General features: G+C 51.0%; 23 protein-coding genes. 9 read left to right on the plus strand and 14 right to left on the minus strand.

Annotated features, from left to right (window positions below; translation table 11 throughout):
• Window positions 1-113: 113 nt before the first annotated feature.
• Complete coding sequence (locus SE18_RS10220) at window positions 114-473, minus strand: hypothetical protein (RefSeq protein WP_054534357.1); 360 nt, start codon at window positions 471-473, stop codon at window positions 114-116.
• 87 nt (window positions 474-560) lie between these two features.
• Between SE18_RS10220 and SE18_RS10225 the strand changes: the two genes are divergently transcribed.
• Window positions 561-767, plus strand: a complete 207-nt coding sequence (locus SE18_RS10225; protein ID WP_054534358.1) for a type II toxin-antitoxin system HicB family antitoxin — start codon at window positions 561-563, stop codon at window positions 765-767.
• Between the two features lie 208 nt (window positions 768-975).
• Here the strand turns inward: SE18_RS10225 and SE18_RS10230 are convergent, their stop codons facing one another.
• Window positions 976-1,485 (minus strand): DUF5679 domain-containing protein, encoded by a 510-nt coding sequence (locus tag SE18_RS10230; RefSeq protein ID WP_054534359.1) that lies wholly within the window; start codon window positions 1,483-1,485, stop codon window positions 976-978.
• Window positions 1,486-2,364: a deoxyribonuclease IV gene (locus tag SE18_RS10235; RefSeq protein WP_054534360.1), complete on the minus strand. Its 879-nt coding sequence runs from the start codon at window positions 2,362-2,364 to the stop codon at window positions 1,486-1,488.
• A 604-nt stretch (window positions 2,365-2,968) separates the two neighbouring features.
• On the opposite strand from SE18_RS10235, the gene SE18_RS10240 reads away from it, so the two are divergent.
• The 5 genes from SE18_RS10240 (at window position 2,969) to SE18_RS10260 (ending at window position 6,579) form a co-directional block, all read left to right on the plus strand.
• On the plus strand, window positions 2,969-4,498 hold the full coding sequence (locus tag SE18_RS10240; RefSeq protein ID WP_054534361.1) for a hypothetical protein: 1,530 nt from the start codon (window positions 2,969-2,971) through the stop codon (window positions 4,496-4,498).
• An 8-nt stretch (window positions 4,499-4,506) separates the two neighbouring features.
• Window positions 4,507-5,049: a YaeQ family protein gene (locus SE18_RS10245; RefSeq protein WP_054534362.1), complete on the plus strand. Its 543-nt coding sequence runs from the start codon at window positions 4,507-4,509 to the stop codon at window positions 5,047-5,049.
• Between the two features lie 173 nt (window positions 5,050-5,222).
• Window positions 5,223-5,687 (plus strand): ATP-binding protein, encoded by a 465-nt coding sequence (locus tag SE18_RS10250; RefSeq protein WP_083469822.1) that lies wholly within the window; start codon window positions 5,223-5,225, stop codon window positions 5,685-5,687.
• A gap of 10 nt (window positions 5,688-5,697) precedes the next feature.
• Window positions 5,698-6,162 carry an ATP-binding protein gene (locus tag SE18_RS10255; RefSeq protein ID WP_054534363.1) on the plus strand — a complete coding sequence of 155 codons (465 nt, stop codon included), beginning with the start codon at window positions 5,698-5,700 and terminating at the stop codon, window positions 6,160-6,162.
• Between the two features lie 30 nt (window positions 6,163-6,192).
• The gene (locus SE18_RS10260; protein WP_054534364.1) at window positions 6,193-6,579 is read left to right on the plus strand and encodes an STAS domain-containing protein; all 387 of its coding nucleotides are present in this window, start codon (window positions 6,193-6,195) and stop codon (window positions 6,577-6,579) included.
• A gap of 56 nt (window positions 6,580-6,635) precedes the next feature.
• On the opposite strand, the gene lon is transcribed toward SE18_RS10260, so the two are convergent.
• Window positions 6,636-9,083, minus strand: coding sequence for an endopeptidase La (lon, locus tag SE18_RS10265; RefSeq protein WP_054534365.1), 2,448 nt, complete (start codon window positions 9,081-9,083; stop codon window positions 6,636-6,638).
• A 31-nt stretch (window positions 9,084-9,114) separates the two neighbouring features.
• Window positions 9,115-9,567: an Hsp20/alpha crystallin family protein gene (locus SE18_RS10270; protein ID WP_054534366.1), complete on the minus strand. Its 453-nt coding sequence runs from the start codon at window positions 9,565-9,567 to the stop codon at window positions 9,115-9,117.
• Window positions 9,568-9,736: 169 nt separating this feature from the next.
• On the opposite strand from SE18_RS10270, the gene SE18_RS10275 reads away from it, so the two are divergent.
• Both SE18_RS10275 and SE18_RS10280 read left to right on the plus strand, forming a co-directional pair.
• Window positions 9,737-10,519: a GNAT family N-acetyltransferase gene (locus SE18_RS10275; protein ID WP_054534367.1), complete on the plus strand. Its 783-nt coding sequence runs from the start codon at window positions 9,737-9,739 to the stop codon at window positions 10,517-10,519.
• Window positions 10,516-11,331, plus strand: a complete 816-nt coding sequence (locus SE18_RS10280; protein WP_054534368.1) for a TIGR02452 family protein — start codon at window positions 10,516-10,518, stop codon at window positions 11,329-11,331. The genes SE18_RS10275 and SE18_RS10280 overlap by 4 nt, the downstream gene beginning before the upstream one ends.
• Before the next feature lie 99 nt (window positions 11,332-11,430).
• On the opposite strand, the gene SE18_RS10285 is transcribed toward SE18_RS10280, so the two are convergent.
• From SE18_RS10285 to SE18_RS10325, 9 genes are all read right to left on the minus strand, one after another.
• The gene (locus SE18_RS10285; RefSeq protein ID WP_054534369.1) at window positions 11,431-12,003 is read right to left on the minus strand and encodes a hypothetical protein; all 573 of its coding nucleotides are present in this window, start codon (window positions 12,001-12,003) and stop codon (window positions 11,431-11,433) included.
• 74 nt (window positions 12,004-12,077) lie between these two features.
• On the minus strand, window positions 12,078-12,587 hold the full coding sequence (locus SE18_RS10290; RefSeq protein ID WP_054534370.1) for a hypothetical protein: 510 nt from the start codon (window positions 12,585-12,587) through the stop codon (window positions 12,078-12,080).
• Complete coding sequence (locus tag SE18_RS10295; RefSeq protein ID WP_054534371.1) at window positions 12,584-13,342, minus strand: class I SAM-dependent methyltransferase; 759 nt, start codon at window positions 13,340-13,342, stop codon at window positions 12,584-12,586. The genes SE18_RS10290 and SE18_RS10295 overlap by 4 nt, the downstream gene beginning before the upstream one ends.
• 73 nt (window positions 13,343-13,415) lie before the next feature.
• Entirely contained in the window at window positions 13,416-14,582 is a 1,167-nt protein-coding gene (locus SE18_RS10300; RefSeq protein WP_054534372.1) for a tetratricopeptide repeat protein, read from the minus strand.
• Between the two features lie 7 nt (window positions 14,583-14,589).
• Window positions 14,590-15,654: a sortase gene (locus tag SE18_RS10305; RefSeq protein ID WP_152976606.1), complete on the minus strand. Its 1,065-nt coding sequence runs from the start codon at window positions 15,652-15,654 to the stop codon at window positions 14,590-14,592.
• Between the two features lie 11 nt (window positions 15,655-15,665).
• Window positions 15,666-16,670 (minus strand): diphosphomevalonate decarboxylase, encoded by a 1,005-nt coding sequence (gene mvaD / locus SE18_RS10310; protein ID WP_054534373.1) that lies wholly within the window; start codon window positions 16,668-16,670, stop codon window positions 15,666-15,668.
• Window positions 16,671-16,733: 63 nt separating this feature from the next.
• Window positions 16,734-17,123, minus strand: coding sequence for a hypothetical protein (locus SE18_RS10315; protein WP_054534374.1), 390 nt, complete (start codon window positions 17,121-17,123; stop codon window positions 16,734-16,736).
• Between the two features lie 17 nt (window positions 17,124-17,140).
• Window positions 17,141-18,727, minus strand: a complete 1,587-nt coding sequence (locus tag SE18_RS10320; protein WP_054534375.1) for an adenylate/guanylate cyclase domain-containing protein — start codon at window positions 18,725-18,727, stop codon at window positions 17,141-17,143.
• 137 nt (window positions 18,728-18,864) lie between these two features.
• A complete protein-coding gene (locus SE18_RS10325) occupies window positions 18,865-19,332 on the minus strand; it encodes a response regulator (RefSeq protein WP_054534376.1) in 468 nt (155 codons plus the stop codon).
• Window positions 19,333-19,768: 436 nt separating this feature from the next.
• Here SE18_RS10325 and SE18_RS10330 point away from each other — a divergent pair, with 436 nt between their 5' ends.
• Window positions 19,769-22,180 (plus strand): tetratricopeptide repeat protein, encoded by a 2,412-nt coding sequence (locus tag SE18_RS10330; RefSeq protein ID WP_054534377.1) that lies wholly within the window; start codon window positions 19,769-19,771, stop codon window positions 22,178-22,180.
• The last annotated feature ends 49 nt before the right edge of the window (window positions 22,181-22,229 follow it).

Genomic DNA, 22,229 nt, shown 5'->3' on the forward strand with positions numbered 1-22,229 from the left:
GGTGGCCACGCGATTTGAGAAACTGGCCCTGAACTATCTCGGATTCGTCCATCTGGCGATGATTCAACGCTTGGTGCGTATCCTTGCACCAGCGACATCGGTATCCTGAATTATCAGACAGAGCCTATTAGTGCCTCTTTAGACCACATAATTTCATCAGCATGTGCGATGTCTTGCGACCATCCTTGCCGCTGAAGATAGGTGGTATAGGTTTGGAAGAATGCTTTTGTATCTTGATTACTGCCCATCACCGATTCAATCACTCCACGATATGGGCTTTCTTGATGGTTTTCATCATTACTCGCCTCATAATGCAAGAGAACCGTATCAGCTGGAAGAAAGGCAACTTCCGCACGTTGTTCAATCTCATTCAAGGGATAACATGCAGCCGAGGGTGCGGCATCACCGCAGGCAGCAAGCACGAGCATCAAACCTAATACCATGAATACTGTTGCGATACGTCCATAATTCATCAGCTTCTCTCCCTCGCACTGATTAGCAGCCAAATTATATTTAATTTGCTATACTAGCGCAATCAATCTTTGCAAAGGAGAATGCTTATGCGCTATGCAATTGTGATTGAAAAAGCTCCAAATAACTATTCGGGCTATATTCTCGATGTTTTAGGCTGTGTTGCCACTGGTGAAACGCCAGAAGAAGTTAAACAACTGTTGCAAGAAGCGATTGTTATGCATTTGGAAGGCGAAGAGATTCCGCCAGCGACCACCTTCGTTGATTATATTGAATTTGAGCCAGAAGCTTCATGATTAAAATAAAGTACTCCCAGTAGGCCTAAGCTACCAAGAGTGCTTTAAACCGACAACCATGTTTACAAGATTTAGTTAATCTTCATGGTTCGCCACCCTTCCGTCCCGCCGCCGGAGGGAAACACAGGGGGCTTTAATCCCCCTGTACCCCCTAAACTTCAATTTATGGAAACAGAGATGAGCGAACAACCATCATTAAATACAGATTTTAATCTTTGTTGGGCAAAAAGCGGAACATGCCAGCGCCACAGACTTCGCAGGTTCCGCGCAAGGCACGGCGGCCATTTTCGGTCAACTCTTCATGAGCATCGATCATTGGCTGCTTGGCACGACATGAGACGCAGTAGCTGCGCAACTCATCATCGTCATCATCCTCGGCTGGGGTTTCAGCTTCAGCAACTGGCTCAGTGGTTTCAGCGCTTGCAGCGTCATTGCCGCCAACTTCGCGTTCCAACAATGGTGCTTCATCAGCAACTGGCTCTGGCTCAATGGCAACCGGATCGGCTTCGACTTCGGGAGCGCTGGTCGCAATTTCCGTGGTTAAAATATCGGTTGGCAAGACGATCCGCGGCGGATCGGATGGTGGCGGCGGTGGTGGTGGCAAAATTGGAGCCGAATCGATTGGTTGCAGCTTGCGCCGCACAATCACCACCACAGCGGCCAAGCCCAACAACAACGACACCCACAACCGGCGTTTGCTTTTTGGTTGGTTTCCCATTTATACCTCGCTTTGTGGTGCTGAGCTAACAACTGAGCGGCGCAAACCACGCAGCGTTGCTAAATTGCGAATATCTGCGCTTTCATCTGGTTCTTTCGGGGTCTCTAAGGCCATCGGAATCGTTTGAAAGCGAGGATCGTTCATAATTAACTCGAAACCGCTCAAACCCACAAATCCCTCACCAATATGGGTATGACGGTCAACTCGGCTGCCAAGATCGTTCTTGGAATCGTTGAGATGGAAGGCACGCAAGCGATCGATGCCGATTAAACGATCAAAATGCTCAAACGTGCGTTGGTAGCCTTCGGCAGTGCGAAAATCGTAGCCAGCAGCCAAACCATGGCAGGTATCAAAGCAAATTCCAAGCCTTGGATGACCATCGCATAGCTCGATCAAGCGGGCTAGGTGCTCAAAGCTATGGCCTAAAGCAGTGCCTTGGCCAGCGGTAATTTCGAGCAAAATCTGGGTTTCGCCAGCATTTTCGGCCAATAAACGGCGCAATGCCGCGCCAACCCGTTCCAAACCCGCATCCTCGCCTGAGCCAACATGCGCGCCGGGGTGGGTGACCAACGCGCCAACCCCCAACTGCTGACAACGTTCAAGCTCCACCCGAAACGCTGCGATCGATTTTTCCCATAAGCTATCGTCGGGACTGCCCAAATTGATCAAGTATGAATCGTGGGCAATCAAGGGTGGCATGCCAGCATCACGGTGCGCCGCCTGAAAATTGGCACAATCAGCGGCACTTAATGGCTTGGCATTCCATTGGCGTTGGCTTTTGGTAAAAATTTGAATCACATGACAGGTTGTGGCATGCGCGCGCTCAAAGGCTGTGTGCAAACCACCAACGGTTGAAACATGCGCTCCTAAATTGGGCATGGGGTTTCTCGCTCCAAACAAGTGTCGCCTGCAATTATAGCACTTTCAAGCTATGCTTGAGATTAGGACTTGGCAGCAATTATTTATTCTTCAAAGCAGACTATAATTCAAAATAGACATTTATCAAAACAGAATGAATGATCACCACCCTTCCGTCCCTCCGCCGGAGGGAAACGCAGGGGGTTTTCAGCCCCCTGCCCCCCCAAATATTCACGTGTAGGATTGTTGGTGTATGTCTATTTCCCCTTCGTGCAATTTGTGCAATTCGTGGCTAAAACATCTTCGTGTCCTTCGCGCTCTTCGCGGTTCCCAATCCCCAGCCCCCAACAACCAATCCCCAATCAGCGTTTCGCCACCCTTCCGTCCCTCCGCCGGAGGGAAACGCAGGGGGTTTTCAGCCCCCTGCCCCCCCAAATATTCACGTGTAGGATTGTTGGTGTATGTCTATTTCCCCTTCGTGCAATTTGTGCAATTCGTGGCTAAAACATCTTCGTGTCCTTCGCGCTCTTCGCGGTTCCCCATCCCCAGACCCCAACGACCGATCCCCACCTCGCGACCAGTGGTATACTGCCAGACGTTCGAATGAGCCAACGAGGAATGTGTGGTGGGATTTTTGCGTCGTTCAAGCAAATGGCTCTGGCTAAGCTGTGGCCTGTTGCTATTAATTTTTGTTAGCTATGGATTGCGCTCTAGTGGCACCTATAGCGATGATTCAATTCAGCATTTGTTAATTGCGCGGTGGAGTTTCAAGCACCCTGAGTTATTGCTCGATGTTTGGGGACGGCCTGGCTTTACCATCCCTTATGCGTTGATCAGCCAGTTTGGCTTGACCGCAGTGCACATGCAAAGCGCCATACTTGCAGCAATTATCTGTGGCTTAGCCGCCTATCTGGCAGCAGAATTTGCGGTTGAGTGGTATTGGTTGGCAGCAATCTTCACTGGCATTCAGCCAGAATTTGCGCGCCTAAGCTTTGCTGCATTAACTGAATTGCCCTGCGCCGCCTACTTGGCAGCAGCCTTGCTGGCCCAGCGCCGCCAACACTGGACATTCATGGCCTTGTTCGCAGGCTTTATTCCCTTAGCCCGTTATGAAACATTGCCACTATTAATCTTTTTCGCTTTCAGCCTTGTCAAAGAGCGACGCTACTGGCAACTTGGCCTGATGGCCTTGCCAATGTTAATTTGGAATGGCTTTTGGGCGCTGCGGCTCAACGATTGGACCAACCTGTTATTTCCACTTGATCGGGTGTTGTTTCAAAAAGGCGGCAGCGTGGCATTTTATGGCACTGGCCCGTGGTGGCATTACATTACGCGCTTGCCAGTGGCCTTTGGTAGCGTGCCGTTTGCGCTGGCGGTCTATGGTTTTTTGCGCATGCGCTGGAACACCCTGCACTCGTGGACGGTTGGCTATATCGCAATTTTGGCAATCAGTTATTGGAAAATTCCTGCGACCCAAATTGCTGGCTACGATCGCCATTTAGCCATTTTAGCGCCGATTATTGGCACTTTTAGCGCCTATGGACTGCATGCATTACGTCAACCTATAACCATCAATTGGCAGCGTTGGGCGATGCGCGCAGCCTTGGGGTTGGTGATCATTGGCCTGCTCGGCATGACGTGGATTCGCTGGCGAACCCGGGGAATTGTGCTCTACGATGCGCTGCTCAGTATTGGTTTGGTGGCGTTGCTGATGCTGCCAACCCTCAAAACGCTGTGGTATCAGCGCTTGGTTGGCGCAAGCATCGTCATCGGGCTATTGGGGTTATTCATCCGCGTCCAGCCCTTTATCATTCAAGATAGCGACCAGCAAGTGCTCAATAGCACTGCGTGGTTTCAGCAAAGCGAGTATCGCCAGCAACTAGTTTTGGCGGCGATTCCATGGTTTGCCTATGGCACAGGCATCGATCCCTATGATCCAACCAAGTATCAGCCGATTACACCAAGCGCCGTTGCTCAAGCGCCAGTTGGCAGCATTGTGGTTTGGGATTCGCGCTTTGCCTGGACGCTACAATGGCAAACGCCGCGCACTTTGTTGGAAAACCCCGCCCAGTTTCGTTTGCTCAAGCAGTATCATGGGGTCAATAGCAATGGCAACCCATTCGAGCTAGCAATTTATCAAAAATTACACGATTAGGAGCATTCATGGCACTCAGTGCAACCATTTATACGATTAATGTTGATTTGGCGAATGTTGACCGCAATGTCTACGAGCAATTAGAGCTGCGCGTAGCCCGCCAGCCATCAGAATCAGCAGAATATATGTTGATGCGGATTTTGGCCTATTGTTTGGAATACACCGACGGCATTGCCTTTACCCAAGGCGTGGCTGCTGGCGACGAACCAGCCGTTTGGATTCGCGATTTGACGGGGCAAGTGACTGGCTGGTTTGAAGTTGGCGCACCTGATGCAGAGCGTTTGCATCGCGGCAGCAAACGGGCTGGGCGCGCGGCGGTCTATACCCATCGCGATGTCACCCAAGTGTTGGGCAATTTCAGCGGCAAAAGCATCTATCAAGCAGAGCAAATTCCAGTCTATGCCTTTGATCGACGCTTTATTGAAAACGTTGCCAATTTGATCGAACGTCGCTGCGATTTAGGCATTTCGGTGACTGAACAACAAATTTATGTAGAAATTGCAGGCCAAAGCCTCAACAGCCAAATTGAAGAACATCGGATTAATAACTAGCAACGATAATTATAACTGTAGGTCTTGAAGCAGCTAGCAACCTTTGTTATACTCGGCAGAAACGTAGCCTGCGCGCAAGTGCTAGCAGCGGCAAAATCAAGCTTGCATACGCTTATTCGCCTATGGTATATTGAGGGCTAGCATCGTCATTGCGAGCGACGTGAGGTTTCCAAATGTCCAATCCACAATACATGGCCCCTAGTGGCGATGAAGAACGGGTGATTGAACTCCACTTGCCAAGCAGGCTGGGGTACGAGAAAGTCGCCATGGATACCGCCAGTGCAATGGCGAAACGGATGGGCTTCTCTCATGATCGCGTTGATTCGCTACGCACTGCCGTCAGCGAAGCAGTAACGAATGCAATTGAACATGGCAATCAACACGATTCAGCAATGAAAGTCGTGGTGGTCTTTACTGGCAGCGATGACGGGTTGATTGTTGATGTAGCCGATCAAGGGCGTAAAATTCTTGATCAGACCATCACTGAGCGTACACCCGACATTCACCAAGTATTGCATAGCGACGATAAAGGTGGTTGGGGAATCTGGTTAATTAAAGAACTGATGGATGAGGTCCAGTTTTCGGTCGCACCATCAGGCGGCAATAAATTACGGATGGTTATCCACCTAGATCGTTGAGTTGAAGAACATGGCGCAAACCCAAGCCACCATCGAACTGATATTTCCCAGCCAGCTTGGCTATGAAAAAATCGCCCGTGAAGCAATTGGTACGCTCGCACGGAATATGGGGTTTGACCCAACGCGCGTTGAGGATTTACGCACGGCGCTGAGCGAGGCCTGTATCAATGCCATCGAACATGGCAATCAGCGCCAAACCCAACGCCGCATCCATATCACCTGCACGATTTCACGCAATCGGCTGGTGTTGGTTATTAGCGATGAAGGTCTTCGTTTTCACCCCTCCCAAGAGATCGAAACAGCAACCATCGAGCAAAAACTTGCTGGGCTGGCATCGGCGCGAGGGATGGGCTTAATGCTCATTGAACAACTTGTTGATGAGTGCGGCTTTCTACCGTCACGGCCCGGACAAGGCAATCGTTTTCGATTAGCGATGTATAATCCACCACGACGGCATGGATCAGCCACAGCCTAGCGCGATCCTTGGTCAAGGAGTTTTGGACCTATGATTGATGATGAATTGAAAGTTACCACCCGTCAACGTGACGGGATTTGGATTATTGATCTCGAAGGCGATGTCACGACATTTGCCGAAGAGGCCATTACGGGTGCATACGAAGGCGTTAGCAAAGATGGCGCTAAGTATATTATTATCAACTCGCGCCAAAGCGATTATATCAACAGCGCGGGGATTGCTATTTTAATTGGGGTGGTCACCGAGGTCAATCGCCAAGCCCAAAAGCTGGCAATTAGCGGCCTTAGCCCCCACTTCCAAAAGATTTTCCGCATGGTCGGCCTCGCCCAATATGCCGATATCTTCGCCACCGAAGAAGAGGCTATCGCCGCGATGCAACGCCATCAAAAAGCCGCTAGCGAACCAACCAAACAATAATTCAGCTGCTTAACGAAACAGCGCCGTTGGAGCAATTCCAACGGCGCTGTTTAAGTTTAATGAACCAAGACTTCGACATCTGATGGGATTAAATTTTCCATCACTGCTGATTCTGGCACGCTGACTGGCGCTTCGCTCGGCTCTTTGCGCAAGGCTAGCTCAATCACTTGGCCAACATGCTCAACGCCGTGGAATTCCATTTCGGCCAACACTTCTGCTGGAATTTCATCCAAATCAGCGACATTCCGCTGTGGCAGAATGATGGTGCGAATGCCTGCGCGATGGGCTGCCAACACTTTTTCGCGCACGCCGCCGATTGGTAGCACTTTGCCGCGCAAAGTAATTTCGCCAGTCATCGCCACATCGTCGCGCAAGGCGCGGCCTGTGAGCAACGAAACCAAAGCCGTGGCCATGGCAATCCCCGCCGATGGGCCATCTTTTGGTTGCGCACCTGCTGGTACGTGCACGTGTAAATCGAAATGCTGGGCAAAATGTGGGTCGATGCCGTAGTTTTCGCCTTCAGCCCGCACCCAACTTAATGCTGCTCGCGCCGATTCCTTCATCACATCGCCCAACTGACCGCTGAGGGCAAAGTTGCCGCGTCCGGTCATTTTGGTGGCTTCGATAAAGATAATATCGCCACCAACCGGAGTCCAAACCAAACCTGTCACAATCCCAGGCCGATCGGTGCGCTCGTGAATTTCCGAGAAGTAACGTTGCTTGCCCAAATATTCACGGGTTTTGGCTGGGTCAATCACAATTGGCGTGGCCGAACCAAGCGCAACTTGACGCGCTGCTTTGCGCATCACCGTGCCAATGTGTTGCTCCAAATTACGCACGCCAGCCTCGCGGGTATATTCTTCAATCGCTACCAACAAGGCAGCTGGCTGAATTTCAACTTCGCTTTGCTCAAGGCTATGTTGCTCGCGTTGTTCTGGCACCAAATAGCGCTGGGCAATTTCGTACTTTTCGCGAGTAGTATAGCTGCCAAGTTGAATAATTTCCAAGCGATCGCGCAATGGCCCAGGAATGGTTTGCAAGCTATTGGCGGTTGCAATAAACATTACTGGCGACAAATCCCAAGCCACATCCAAATAGTGGTCGCGGAAATTGGCGTTTTGGGCTGGATCAAGCACCTCAAGCATGGCCGAGGTTGGGTCGCCACGATGATCTGAGCTGAGCTTATCCATTTCGTCGAGCAGCACAACCGGATTGTTGACTCCACTGCGGCGAATCGCTTGAATTAAGCTACCGGGCATTGCACCGATATAGGTACGGCGATGGCCGCGAATTTCGGCCTCGTCGTGCACGCCGCCCAACGACAAACGCACAAATTCGCGATTCATAGCTTTGGCAATCGAACGGCCAAGGCTGGTTTTGCCAACGCCTGGAGGGCCAACGAAACACAGAATTGCGCCACGGCCTGGATCACGCTCTGGCGAACGCTTGCGGCGCAATTCGCGCACCGCCAAGTAATCCAAAATCCGCTCTTTGATTTCAGCCAAGCCATAATGGTCGGCATCGAGAATTTCGGCAGCTTGGGTCACATCAATCGTGTCGTCGCTACGTTTTTGCCATGGCAAGGCAATCAAGGTTTCCAAATAGCTGCGAATAACGCTATATTCGGCAGCAGCAGCAGGCATTTGGCGCAGCCGATCAAGCTCGCGCATGGCTTGCTCGTGGGCTTCGGCGCTCATGCCAGCAGCTTCGATTTGCTCAGCCAAACGATCAACTTCAACTTCTTGTTCGTTGGTTTCGCCCAGTTCTTTGCGAATTGCTTTGAGTTGTTCGCGCAACACATATTCGCGCTGCGATTTGCCAAGCTCGTCTTGCACCTGCGATTGAATTTGCTGACCAATTTGCAACACATTCAGCTCGCGGGTGAGCACTTCGTTCAATTTGAGCAATTTTTGCTTGATGCTTGGCTCGCTCAAAACCGCTTGGCGATCGGTCACGCTCATACGGGCATACGAAGCTACCAAATAGGCCAAACGGCGTGGATCTTCTTCGCTCAGCACCGAATTCAACAACTCGGTGGGAAATTGTGGAATCAAGGGCGCAATTTGGCTGGCAATTGTGCCAATCGAGCGCATCAAAGCGATAACTTCAAGCTCTTCGCTCTCGATCACTTGGTCGGGCACAACCCGAATTTTGGCGCGGTAATATGGCTCGGTTTGAATAATTTCAACAATCTCGATCCGCTCAAGCACTTGCATCGCCACGCGCAAGGTGCCATCGGGCAATTTCATCAATTTATGCACAACCGCAGCGCTGCCAAGTTGATAAAAATCTTCAGGCGTAACTGGATTGGGCCGTTCATCTTCGTTTTTCAGCGCCACCAAGCCAACAATTCGCTGCCCAGCCATCAAATCGTCGATCAAGCGAATCGACTCTGGCTGGCCAACGGCCAATGGCACGATGGTTTGAGGATAAGCAACCGTTCCTAATAATGGCAAAATCGCGATTTCATCTGGAATCGTGGTTGTTCGTTCAAAATCTGACATCTATAAACCCCTTTTTTAGCACCAATGCGAGTTAGACGTTGGTTTGTTCAATCGTGATCCGCCGTGGTTCAGCTTGGGCTGGATTGCGCTTGGGCAACGTGATCAGCAACATGCCATCGTCGTAGCGAGCACTAATTGCGGCCTCGTCGATTGGAGCGCGCAGCGCAAACTCTAGCTCAAAATGGCCATAATTAATCCCCAATTCATGGATGTGAACACCGTGGCTTGGGCAATGCTCTTCGCGTTGGCCGCTGACATACAACACGCCATCGTGAAGCGTTACTTCGATTGCAGCGTCGCGCATGCCTGCCAGTTCAACCTTAATCACAAATTGCTCGGCGTACTCATGAACATCTGCTTGCGGTCGCCAGATCAACGCGCGGGCGCTGCTGGTTCGCGGCCATGGGGTTTGCCAATCGCGTTCAAAGGCGCTCCGTTGGGTGTGGAGGCGCGGCAATTGGCGAACCACAAGAAACTTAGCCATCGATTTGGACCTCCACTACAAAAAAGAACTGCTAGAAAAAGCATAGCACTGCTCCATTAACACAGTAGTGACGCTGCGTTGGCAAAGTGTTAATCTTGTAATCTCATGCTGAAGGTCTATAATTTAAGCAGCGGCATCCCTTCAGCAAACCCAAAGACAGGACGTTTCCATGACTTGGCAGGTTGATTTCACTCCATCCGACCAAACATTGCACGACTTACTAGGCCAAAATCGGCTTGAATCAGCCTATGCATTGGGCGATTTGCAACCGCCCTTCCGCGAACGCTCGCAATTTAGCCTTGCCCAGAATGGCGCACAATGGGCAATTTTGCTCTGGTATCGCACCAGCACATTTACCGCATTAATTCCCTATGGCGCCGCCCAAGGTATTAACGCGATCTTGGTAGCCAAAAACGAATGGCCTAAAGCATGTATTGTGGCCAATATGAATGGAAACTATCGCCATATGTTAGGCAAGCGCTACCGCTTCAGCAACGAACAAGCGATTATTCGGATTGCGATTGAGGCTGGTCAGCTTAGCGATCTGCCGAATGGCACCCAGCTTGAGCAACTAGAAGATCAGCATCTTGGTGAGCTTTCGGCGTTCTACACCATGAACGATGTGCCAACGTTTAGCCCAGATCAGTTGCATGGCGGGTTATACTATGGCGTGCGCCGCCATGGAGCCTTGGTTGCAGTTGGCGGCACCCACTTGGTCAATAGCCGCGATCACTTGGCGACGATTGGCAACGTCTACACCGATCCAGCCTTGCGCGGCAATGGCTATGTACGCACGATCATTGCCCATCTGACCCAAAGTTTGTTTGATCAAGGTTATACCAATATTATTCACGATGTAAAAAGCAACGATTTTGCAACCCGCCAAATCTATGAGCCGCTTGGCTATCAGCCGGTTGGCAGTTTTTGGGAGGCAACCGCACGGTTACGATGAAACGAGAAGAACGCAAAAGCATCGCCCAACGCACGCTCGCTTGTTTGAGCGCTGGAGGCTATGTCAATCAGGCCGATCAATGGGTCAGCATTGCAACTGCCCAAGCTGCTGCTGAGCATGCAAGCAGCATTATTTGGCCTGATACCGCTTTGGCAGCAAGCCGCAGCGCCAGCCAACAACCAAGCATCAAGGTTTATGCTGCTACAACCTTGGAGGCTGCCCAACGCGCCGCCCAAGCAGGCCAACGCGTTGGCATTTTAAATTTTGCTTCGGCCAAAAATCCAGGTGGTGGTTTTTTAGGTGGCAGCCAAGCCCAAGAGGAAAGTATCGCCCGTTCGTCGGGGTTGTATCCTTGTTTGACCAAGTGCAGTGAATTTTACCGCTACCATAAACAGCAAAATGATTTGCTCTATTCCGATGCGCTCATTTGGTCGCCGCAGGTGCCAGTAGTCTGTGATGATGCTGGCAATTGGCTTGATCAGCCTTATTTGGTCGATGTGATTACCATGGCGGCGGTCAATGCTGGGGCAATTCGCCAAAACCACACTGGCCAAAGCAACGCGGTTGAGCCAGCTATGCGTCAACGGATGCAGCGGCTCCTGGCGTTTTGCGCCACGCAGCCAATCGAATGCTTGATTTTGGGGGCGTGGGGTTGCGGGGTCTTTGGCAACGATCCAGCGCTAATCGCGCGCTTATTCAAAGAAGGTATTGGCCAACAGCCATGGCCATTTGAGCAAATTGAATTTGCCATCTACGACCCAAGCCCTCGCCAAACCAACGTCGGCTTATTTGCCGAAATTCTTCAGAATTAAACCAACAGCCCTTGGTTAATGGGTTCGATGAGGAGCGAGCAACATGGTTATGCCTTGGCATAACAGGCAAGCATCAAACACATATCCAAGGGCTGTTAGTTAAACTTCCGTCCAGCGAATTGTAAACACACAAGCAGGAGCGCCATTACGCATGCATGGGTCGTGGATGATGCGAACATCGCGGGCGCCCAAACCTTGTAACACCCCTTCCATCGCTGCTTGTTCGAACATACAGTTATAGGGTTGTTTTAATTCGACCCGAGCATGATACGGCGCGACAATTGTAGTACGCCATTCGCCACTCGCGCCCCGAGTTGCTGTATGCCAAACGTCGGGCATTGCCGCCAACATTGCGGTTGGCGTGTTCAGGCCCATTTCGCGAAACTTCGCCGCCAACGAGTAGTAAATCCCGCGGCCAATTTCCATCAATAAGGCGGGATCACGATCTTCAAAATAATTCATCATGGTTTCAAACAACTGGCCGTGATACCATTTCTCAGGGCTAAGCTGATCAAGCACATTCAGAATTTCCGGCGGACACTCATCTCCAGCGACCATTCCCAACATTAAATAGGCACTGCCTAAACTTAATGGTGGGCCTTCGCGCCGATCGATACCTGGGTCTGCAAATTCTTCCACCACCAATGGGGCAGATCGCTCAAAGCGATGCACATGCCCTCCTTCTTTGCAAAATTCAACGGCCAACCAACCTCTATCCCCACAAACAATTATAGACTATTGTCAAGCTATTCTTGCCGAGGATCAGGTAACAGTTCATCACGAATTTGAACCTGTTCATCAACTACGGTGACTGGTAGTTGGCCCAAACGCAAGCGCCGATTCTCGCTAATCAAGAACCCCTGTTCATCATACACCCGATCTGAACATTGATCACGATAAGTTTGGTTGGATTGCTCATAAATCACAATACAACCGCTTAGGCTATCCCAAGCCAAAAATACTCGCCATTGGTCGGCGCTGAGCCGTGTCACCAGCAACGGATCATCGCTGACTTCAGGCCGACTAGCAATCGTTTCTGAGGCAACTAATTGTTTAACCGAAACCTGCACCGTCTGGCCAAGCGGAAATTGGCTTACCGGCCCAAGCGTATAGGTGCGAGCGGGCGGACTGATAATGTATACAAACAAGGCGCCGCAAAACAGAGTTGCCAAGCCCATCACCAGCGTCAACAAGCGGGTTGCCCGTTTACGCGAACGTTCGAGCCGTTCAACCTCATAGGGATCAAGCATGCTCATTGGGAAATTCCTCGTGCCACAATCAACATTCGTTCTGATTCACTTGTATATGGATCAAGCTCATACGAGCCATAGACTGCCTGCAATTCAAAGCCACAACGAGCCAGCAAATGCTCGGCTTCATAGCGATAGAGCCAACGCATGCCAAAGGGTAAGACACAGCGCCGCACCTGGCCATCAGGCTGAATTTCATCGTAGCAGAATTGAACCTGCTGGTGCTGAGCTGCTAAATCGACGCTACGATAGACAAATTTCTGCACCAAATTACCATTGCTGGCCCGAAAACTTTTATCAAGCACCATCAGGCCATCAACCGCGCTTAGTTGGCTTGGCTCGGGATTAAACAAATCGAGCAATAACAGACCATTGGGTTTTAAATGGCGCTTAATTGAATGCAAGGCTGCGATCTGATCCTTGGTTGTTTCCAAGTGCATAAACGAATTAATCGCCACAAAAGCCATGCCAAATTGCTGATCAAGCTGAAAATCGGTCACATCGGCCACTGCCAATTTTAGCTGTGCCGCAACGCCAGCGCTATCAGCAGCAGCCTTGGCCCGTTCAATCATCGCAGGAGCAATATCAATGCCCACCACATTCAGTTTAGCTTGAGCCAGCGGAATTGCCACCCGACCAGTGCCACACATCAGCTCTAAAACGCTGCCTCCAGCCATGCGCGCATGCTCGCGATAGAACAATATGTCATCCTGAAAATCGCCATAATCTGCATCGTAATAGGGTACAAACTGATCAAACATCCAAGTTCCTTACATAGCAACGCCATGGCTGCGCTCTTGGTGAGCAAGCAACCATGGCATGCTTGAAATTGAGTTAGCGTAATTTAATCGTTTTGGAAATACCGCCACTGGTTGGGCGCCAAACCAACTGGACCGATTTAATTTCCCCAGTATTGGTTTGAGCTACCAAGGTTCCAGCAACTGTATTGTTCGCAGGAATTGTCAGCGAACCCAACACTGTTGATTGGGCTGTAATTGGCAACGTACCAAGATTGGTTTGGATGGTAAAATCGGCAACCCGAAAGCTCACTGGGCGGCTTGTAGGGTTTTGGAGTGTCACATTAATCGTTACCTGTTTAGCATCACCAGCTAGAACTAGCTCGCCAATGGTTAAAAAATAACTGCGCGATTGGTGAACACTACCGCTCGCCACTGGCTCAACTGGTTGGACAGGATTGGGCTGATCAGGATCAATTACAACCTCGATAACCGGCGTTGCTTGACCAGTATTCCAGCCTAGTAACGCTTGACTGGTTGCCCGCTCGCTCGCACTCACATCGTTCGGATCAAGCGAGCCAGAAAGCTGCCCAGCTAAGGCCGACCGTACCAGATTAAAGCCGCCAACCAGTAAGACAAGAAGAATAGCGGAAATGATCAATTCACTTTTGGTGGGCAACACTGAACGTTTTTTGGGGCCTTTGGCAATTGCAGGGCGCAGCGAACCAACCAAATCATTGGCATAATTCACGGCGTTTTCTGGCTCTGGTGTTGGCGTGGCTTCGTCTATTGCTGGCTCAAGCGCAGCTACTGCTTGGGGCTGTGCCACAGGTGTTGGCATGCTAGGAGCCGCTGCATTCAGGCTGGGATTGGGTGCTGGCGCTGCTGGGCTTGGCTCGAAATTAGGCCGTGGCTGTAATAAACTGCTGTTGCCTGCGGCGCGGGCTGGCGGTGGCGAAAAACTGGCTTTCGCCGGAGCGGCAGTGCTGGTCTGGCCCAAATTAGCAAAATCAATCTGGGCTGGTTTAAGTAACTCAAGGCCACGTTTGGCAGCAGCATTGGCTGGATTAAGCGCCAAAACCTGTTTTAAGGCGGCGATTTTTTCGCTGTTGGTTGCTTCAACAGCGCTTAGCCAAAGCCATGCTTGCTCGTTGCTTGAATCAGCGCTTAGCGCTTGGCGCAGGATGAGTCGGGCCTCTGCATGGTTGCCACTCCGCGCTGCTTGAATGCCTTGTTGAATTAATTGTTGAACAGGTGCTGACATACAACTCCTACGGTTGGGGCTTCGCACGCACAATCAAGCGATGCGAATAGACACCAATCGGCACACAGGTGATCAAGGTAACCGTTTCTTCAGCGGTTGGGTCCATCACCCATGTTTGGTCGGGGGTCACGGTACGAATCTCAGTCACTTGGTAGCGACGCTCTGTGCCATCGACAGTTAATAGCAAGCTATCGCCGACAACTGCGTTGGGTAACTGACTGAAGATAATACCACGATAGCCGACATGCCCTGCTAGGACTATATTCCCAGCTGTTGTTGGAAAGCCAGCGACTGGCCAATAATGCGCCGCAGCATCAGTTGGTACATCCCATGTGCCAAGCGAAAAGCCAGCTTCGATAACTGGACTATCAAGGCCAATTCGCGGCATACTGATGCGCGTTGGGCGCAGGGCTTGCCAAGCAGCCTCTGCATTATTGACCTTGCGTTTAGCCCATTCAGGCGCAGCATTCGTCGCATCCAAATATTGGCGGCCCAAGTGACCCAACGATACTTGATAGGCTGCTGGCAGCTCTGGGTGGTATTCAAAGCGCGTTCGCTCAAAATATTGCACCGTATAAATCTGGCCATCTTGTTGGTTGCGCTCTAGAAATTCTTCCGATAGCGGGTAGCCAAAGGCTTGCAAGCCGCCGTTGCGCTCCCAATAGTGGCGAAATAGCCCGCCCAACGTATGTTTGGATTCGGGGAAGAACATTTGGCCAGGGTAGGCGGCCTCACTGCGTGGTTTGAAAGCTGGTTGGTCGGCAGAGCTTTCGGCGGCCCAACGCCCAAGATGGCCTGCTAACGTCCAGCCAATTGTTGCATGCCACTCTAAGCGTGCTCGCTCAAAGTATTGCACCGGACGACCATTTTCAACGAATACCTCTGTGATGGGATAACCAAAGATCGCCAAGCCGCCGTTACGCTCCCAAAACAGCCGAAAATTGTAGGCTAAGGTATGGCCGGTTTCGGCAAAATAACGTGGCTGGCCCGCAGCAGTTTCTGCGGAGCCAACGCTTACGGTCAGCGTCAACAAGCCAACAATTAAGAGATAGCTTCGTAATCGGCGCAACATAGGCTCACCTGTTATCCAACTAAACGCGCTTCAGGGCCAGCACCATTAACGATCGTCCACTGGACAGCATCCAACTCGCAGAGCCGCGCTTCGACTTCAGGCGCATCTTTGGCTTCGCAAATCACATGCACATTCGGGCCTGCATCAATCGTCCAATAGCTTTGCAAATTATCTTGCACCCGCCAGCGTTGCACTGCCTGCATCACAGCCAAGGTTCCAGGCAACCAATACATTGTTGCTGGTTGGGCAGTCATGGCAATCACATGCATCGACATAGCATCTGCTTCCGAGGCTTGGCCCAAACGCTGAATATCACGCTCAAGAATGCCTTGGCGCACATCAGCCAAACGTTGTTCAATACCTTCTAAACGTACCGGAAAATAGGGGCTAGTGGTGGCAACACTATGGCCGCTGGTTGAAGCAACATGTTTGGCTTCAGTGCTAATCACGGCCACAATATCAACTAAATTCCAGTGCTCTGGTGGCGCAATTTGGGCTGCATACGAGCCTGCATGGCTGCCATCATCAAACCATTCGACAAAGCCAGCAGGAATCGAACGGCAGGCCGAGCCAGAGCCAGAAAGTCGCGTTAGGCGTGATAATTCTGCTTCATCAAGCTCTAAACGAAAGGCCGAGGCCGCAGCCCGAGTTAATGCAGCAAAGGCCGCAGCCGATGAGGCAATGCCTGCATCAGAAGGGAAATTATTGCGTGAGCGCACTTCGACCCGCTCAGTAACTCCCGCCAATTGGCGCAAACGCTCAATCTGTTGGATGACGCGCTCAAACTGGCGACCTTTGGCCTGAATTTCTTCGCCGCCGCTCAAGGCCAGCCAAACGCTATCTTCCACGGCTTCGGGCAAACATTGTACGGTTGTCTCGGTTAGACAGCCATCAAGATTCATGGAGATCGAGCCATTGGTTGGAAGAGTCAGATGCGCGTCGCGCTGGCCCCAATACTTGATAAACGCAATGTTGGCACAAGCCACTGCCGTTGCCGCATGCGAAAGCTGTTTCATACCATTCCTCACGTACAAATAAACAAATTCAGTCGTTGTATTGTAGCAGATCATCAGGCAAATTTAGGCTGGCGTACACACCACGCAGCCTTGAGCATGCAGATGTTGGGCTGGCAGCCAGCGCTGGCATTGAGTACAACAACCACTTAGTTTAATTGGTTCAGCGCCGCTGGTTGGCAGTTGATTCACCCCGAGTGCTGTGCGTAATTCGTCGTAGTCACGCGCCGCAATCAACACCGCCCGATCAACCCGTTCGCCGCTAAATTCGAGGGTCAAGACCATTCCGGCCAATAAATTGTGGCGTTCTGGAATGTTTGCCAAGGCTTTAGCATCGATCACCAATGGCCGCCAATCGTTGTGGTCAGCAATCGCCATCACGTCAAGCGTCACCGTATCGCCGCCAAAAAACCCGCCATAATTTTGCACTTCGCTAACTTCAAACAGCTCAGACATCGTTGTCCTCTACTAAACTAGGCTTTGGTGCTCAGCACCGCTTCAATACTATAGGCCTGCACCAACTGCGAGATATGGCGCAAACTTAATGGCGCAACTGGCACAGCCTGCACATGCTGCTGCACTGCATCATAGGTTGCTTGACTGACCAAAATTTGGTTGGGCAGGGCAGCGCTACACAAACGGGCAGCCAAATTCATATCAGGGCCAATCGCCGTGTAGTTCATCATTTGGGCCGAACCAATATTGCCCACCACCACCTCGCCGCTAGCAATCCCGATGCCAATCGCTACTGCTGGCAAGCCTTGGCTTTGCCATTCGTCCATCAATTGAGTATGGCGGGTTTGCATCAACAAGGCGGTTTGGACGGCCAACAACGGGTGTTGCTCGTAGGGCAAGGGTGCGCCAAAGAAGGCTACAATTTCATCGCCCACAAATTTATCGACCGTGCCGCCAGCATTGCGAATAATCGTGGTCATGGCCGAAAGATGTTCGTTGAGCATGCGCGCCACCACATCGGCAGGCAGCTGCTCGGAAACCGTCGTAAAGCCGCGCATATCCGAAAAAAGCATCGATAATTGTTGGCGATGGACATTCATGTAGTCGTTGCCAGGCGTGCGCAACATCAAATCAACCACATCTGGGCTAACATAGCGAGCAAAGGTCTCGCGAATATGGCGTTGTTGACGATCTTCAAACAGCGCCGTATCCATTTGTGAAGCAATGGCGTTCAACATTTTAACTTCGTGAATGCTAAACCCCCGCATGCCTGGTGGATTAGCCCCGCCAAACACGCCAATAATTTGATTTTTCAAAATCAAGGGCACGCCAATATATGAGCCAATCGTTTGATCGATTTGTTCGCGACGCACCATTTTGCCTTGATCAACCGTGTTGCGCGCTAAATCGCGCAGCACCTGCGAGACTTGCGAGTTAGGGTCGGCCAAATCGTCGTGCGAAGCAGCGCGAAACTCTAGCTCATGCTCCTCGGCGGTATAGAGCATAATAAAGCTCCAAGTTGCGCCAATCGTCTCGGAGAGCAGGCCCAAGGCCGCACCTAAGCCTTGGTCAAAATCAGGTGTAGCATCAATCAACCGATCTAAACGATAAATTGTTTCTAGCTCGCGGTTGCGCGATTGCACCTGTTGGAACAAACGCAGCCCAGCCATGGCCGAATCAATTTGCGAGCACATCGCATCAATCAAGCGTCGATCATCAACCGACCAATGGTGGTCTGCGGAGCCAAGCACCAACACACCCAAGCGTTCGCCTTTGACCGAGAGCGAACGCACAATAATTTCCGCATCGCCCTCCTGCAAACTGGTGGTTTCACCGCCAGCCAAGGCATTGGTTAAGGCCAACATCAAGCCAGCAGCATCATTTGGCCGCCAGCGTTCGATCGTAATATTTTGGGCGGGGCAATCTTCTAAATCAAGGGTAATTAATTGGAGTAAATCTGGCTGAAGCACGCCCCGAATAATCGTCGCGCAGCCATTTAAAAAGGTTTCGGTCGAATCGGTTGTGTCGCGGAGAGCATCGAGATCGTAAATCGCCCGTAGCTCTCGATGGCACAACGAGAGTTCATGCTTTAATTGTTCGGGCATACGTGCAGCACCTCCTTGAGCAGGCAAAACGCTGATTAACAGCGTCAGTATAGCATGAACTCTGGGTGGTCGAATAGCACAAAAAAAGGCCGACAGCGCCACCCTGTCAGCCCTTAAATAAGAATTTAGATGCAGCTTTAGCCAATATCCCACACCAACTCACCGCTCAGCACGCGGGCAATTTGGTCGGGAAAGGTTTTGAGCGAAATTGGCTTGGCAATAAAACCATCGAAACCAGAAACCCGCGCTCGTTCTGCTTCGTCACGCGAGCCATTGGCGGTCATGGCGACAACTTTGGTACGCTTGAGTTCAGGCAAGGCCCGCAGTTTCTGAAACACAATATGGCCATTTTCGCGTGGAATCCGAATATCAAGCAAAATTAAATCAAGAAAGCTCAGGATTGGGTTTTGGCGCACCTGCGGCGAATTGAGCCAACTAAAGAAGGCATCGCCAGAAGGTCGCGCATTGCAGTAAGCAACCCCAATCTGCTCGCGCAGAATCCGTAAGGTTAAATTCATGCTGTCAACGTTATCTTCGATGACCATCACTTTCGCACGGCTGGCAACAACGATGGGCGAAGTGCTCGGTCGAACAACCGGATACATGGACTTGCTCCAAAACGAACACAGTAACCATTGCTCAGCAGCAGCCGTCGATGCCTTGCTGGTTAGTGCTCATGATAGTGCTCGATACGAGTCATCCTAGAAGGTAGCCCTTTTGGGTCATCGAGCGTATACCCAAGGTACTGGTGTAGTGTACCTGAATTTTGACGCCCAAATATCAACTTTGGGTTAAGAAATTTGGGCTTAAATTTAGCCAAGCTTCATCTAAAGCTACGATCATTTGTAGTAAGACCAACGGCGCTGGATGCTGGCGCTTGTTCACTCTGCGGCTGTAAGCTGCTTGAAAGGACTAGCGTGCACGGCCATTGCCTGATTTGGTTGGCTAGTGTACCGTAGGGATAGCAACTGGCGCATCGCCTATTAACCAGATTTCAGCGCCAAGCAACTTGCTATCGCTCACAAGGAGTCGCTCGCGTTTATGCCAGAACCACGATCATTTGGCCAGCAATTACGCGACTATCGCCACCAACGCCAACTCACCCAAGCTGCTTTGGCCGAGGAAGTTGGCTGCGCGGTCGAGAGTATTCGCAAGATGGAAGCCAATCGCCAGCGTCCATCACGCAGTTTGGCTGCCCGTTTAGCCACAATTTTGCATTTATCCAGCGAACAAAGCCAGCTCTTTTGTGCTCAAGCGCGTATGGTTGGCACAGCTGAAGCCAAGCAAACGTCAACGCCAAGCGGCTTGCCACTAACTGCCAGTAAATTAATCAATCGCCAAAGCGAGGTTGCAACCTTACACCAGTATCTCAATGCTGAGCATATTCGCATGATCACGTTGACTGGGCCGGGCGGCGTGGGCAAAACCCGCTTGGCCTTGCAAATTGCCCAACAAAGCCCAAAATATTTCCCTGATGGCGTGTATTTCGTCGATTTGGCCCAAGCTACCAGCGTCGCCGACCTTGGTTTAGCCCTGAGCCAAGCCCTCAATTTGCCAAGTAGCAAATATAGCTGGCAACGCCAAATGCAGCTGCATTTTCAGCACGCCCGCATCTTATTAATTCTCGATAATCTTGAGCAATTGTTGAGTGCTACCGCAGTCTTGCGCTGGCTGCTCGATCACACCACTGGCCTCAAATTATTGTTGACCAGTCGGGCTTTGCTGCATTGCGCTGGTGAATATGCGTTGCCGCTTGCGCCGTTGCGGTTGCCAACTACCAGCGCTACGCTTAGCGAACTCAAAACCAATCCTGCGGTGCAATTATTTGTGCAACGAGCCCAAACTTTGAACCCACAATTTAGCCTAACCAGCGCCAACGCCGAGGCCATCAAACACATTTGTTGGCAGGTCGATGGCTTGCCTTTGGCCTTGGAATTGGCGGCAGCACGCACGCGCTTGCTCACACCTGAAGCCTTGTTGGCCTATTTACAACCACCATTGGCCCTGTTGACAACCAACGATCCAACTGCGCCAGCCCGCCACCAAAGCATGCACAACGCAATCAAATGGGGCTACCAACAAATTTCGCCTCAACAACAGCAGCTACTCCGCCAATTGGCAATTTTTCAGGCTGGCTGTACGCTTGATGCAATTCAGGCAATCGTACCCAATCAGTCCCAACTTGAGTTGCTTGATCAATTGGCGAGGTTGATTGATCATAGTTTGTTAACGATGCAGGCCGAACCAGAGCAACCACAGCGCTTTCGCATGCTCAGCTTGATTCAGGAATTTGCGGCCCAGCAATTGCACGACCATGGCGAATTAAACACGCTTGCCCAACGTCACCTTGAATATTATGTCATGTATTGCGAATCGCTGAGCGAGCAAGTGTTGGAGCAGCGTCAAGCCCTTTTAGCCGAGCGCGAGAATATTCGGGCTGCAATTAATTGGGCAATCAGCACGCAGAATTGGTCAGCAGCCAGCGCATGTATCGTGCCGTTAGCTGAATTTTGGTATCGTTATGGAGCAAGCGAAGAGTTGCAAACATGGCTTGATTGGCTAAGTGCTCAGCAGCTTACACCAACTATGCACGCCCGTTGCAGCGAAATGCAAGGCTATATTGCGGCTTTTTTGCAAAGCCAATATCGCGCTGGCCAAGCCTGGTATCAACAAGCGTTGGCCCAACGCCAAGCTTTGCAACAACCAGCAGCAATTGCTGAAAATATGGCAAAATTGGGCGAAATTACGATGGAGCAAGGCTATTATGCCCAAGCGCTTGAGCATTATCGCAATGCTTGTAATTTGTATGAGCAGCTTGGCGATCAGGAGGCAGTGTTTGCCATGCACGATTGCCAAGCAATGGTTTTGGTTCGTCAAGGCCAATTGAAGCTTGCCCAACAGCTTTTGCAACAAAGCCTGGCTTATTGGCAGCAGCAGCACATTTTGCCCAGCCTTGCATTTAGCCTGAATTATTTAGGCATGATTGCGCTCTATCAAACGAATTTTACAGAAGCTCAAGCGGCGCATGAACAAGCGTTGGCAATTTGGCGCAGCCTTGATGATCAACGAGGCATCGCTTCGGCCTTGAATGCGCTCACGCCGGTGTTGGTGCAGCAAGAGCAATTAAGCGCCGCACTGGCAGCAATCAAAGCTAGCCTGCAAATTCGCTGGAACTTGCACGATTATGATGGCTTGGCATGGAATTTGGAACGCTTTGCTGAATTATTAAGCAGGCAAGGTCAGGCGGAATTGGCAATTCAAGCGTGGAGCAAAGCCCAGCAATTGCGCGCTGAATTGGCCGTGCCGTTATTTGAGGCTGAGCAACAACGTTTACAGCCAACCATTGCCAATTGTAAGCAGCAACTAGGCTCGGCTCAATGGCAGCAAATCTGGTTTGATAGCCAAAGTTTAGGTTTGGCTAACCTGATTGAAACGCTTTTAGCACAGGTATAATTCTTAAATTTATTTAAAAATACCCCGCTTTTACCCCGGTTTTTATCCT

This window comes from Herpetosiphon geysericola (assembly GCF_001306135.1).
Taxonomy (GTDB): domain Bacteria; phylum Chloroflexota; class Chloroflexia; order Chloroflexales; family Herpetosiphonaceae; genus Herpetosiphon; species Herpetosiphon geysericola.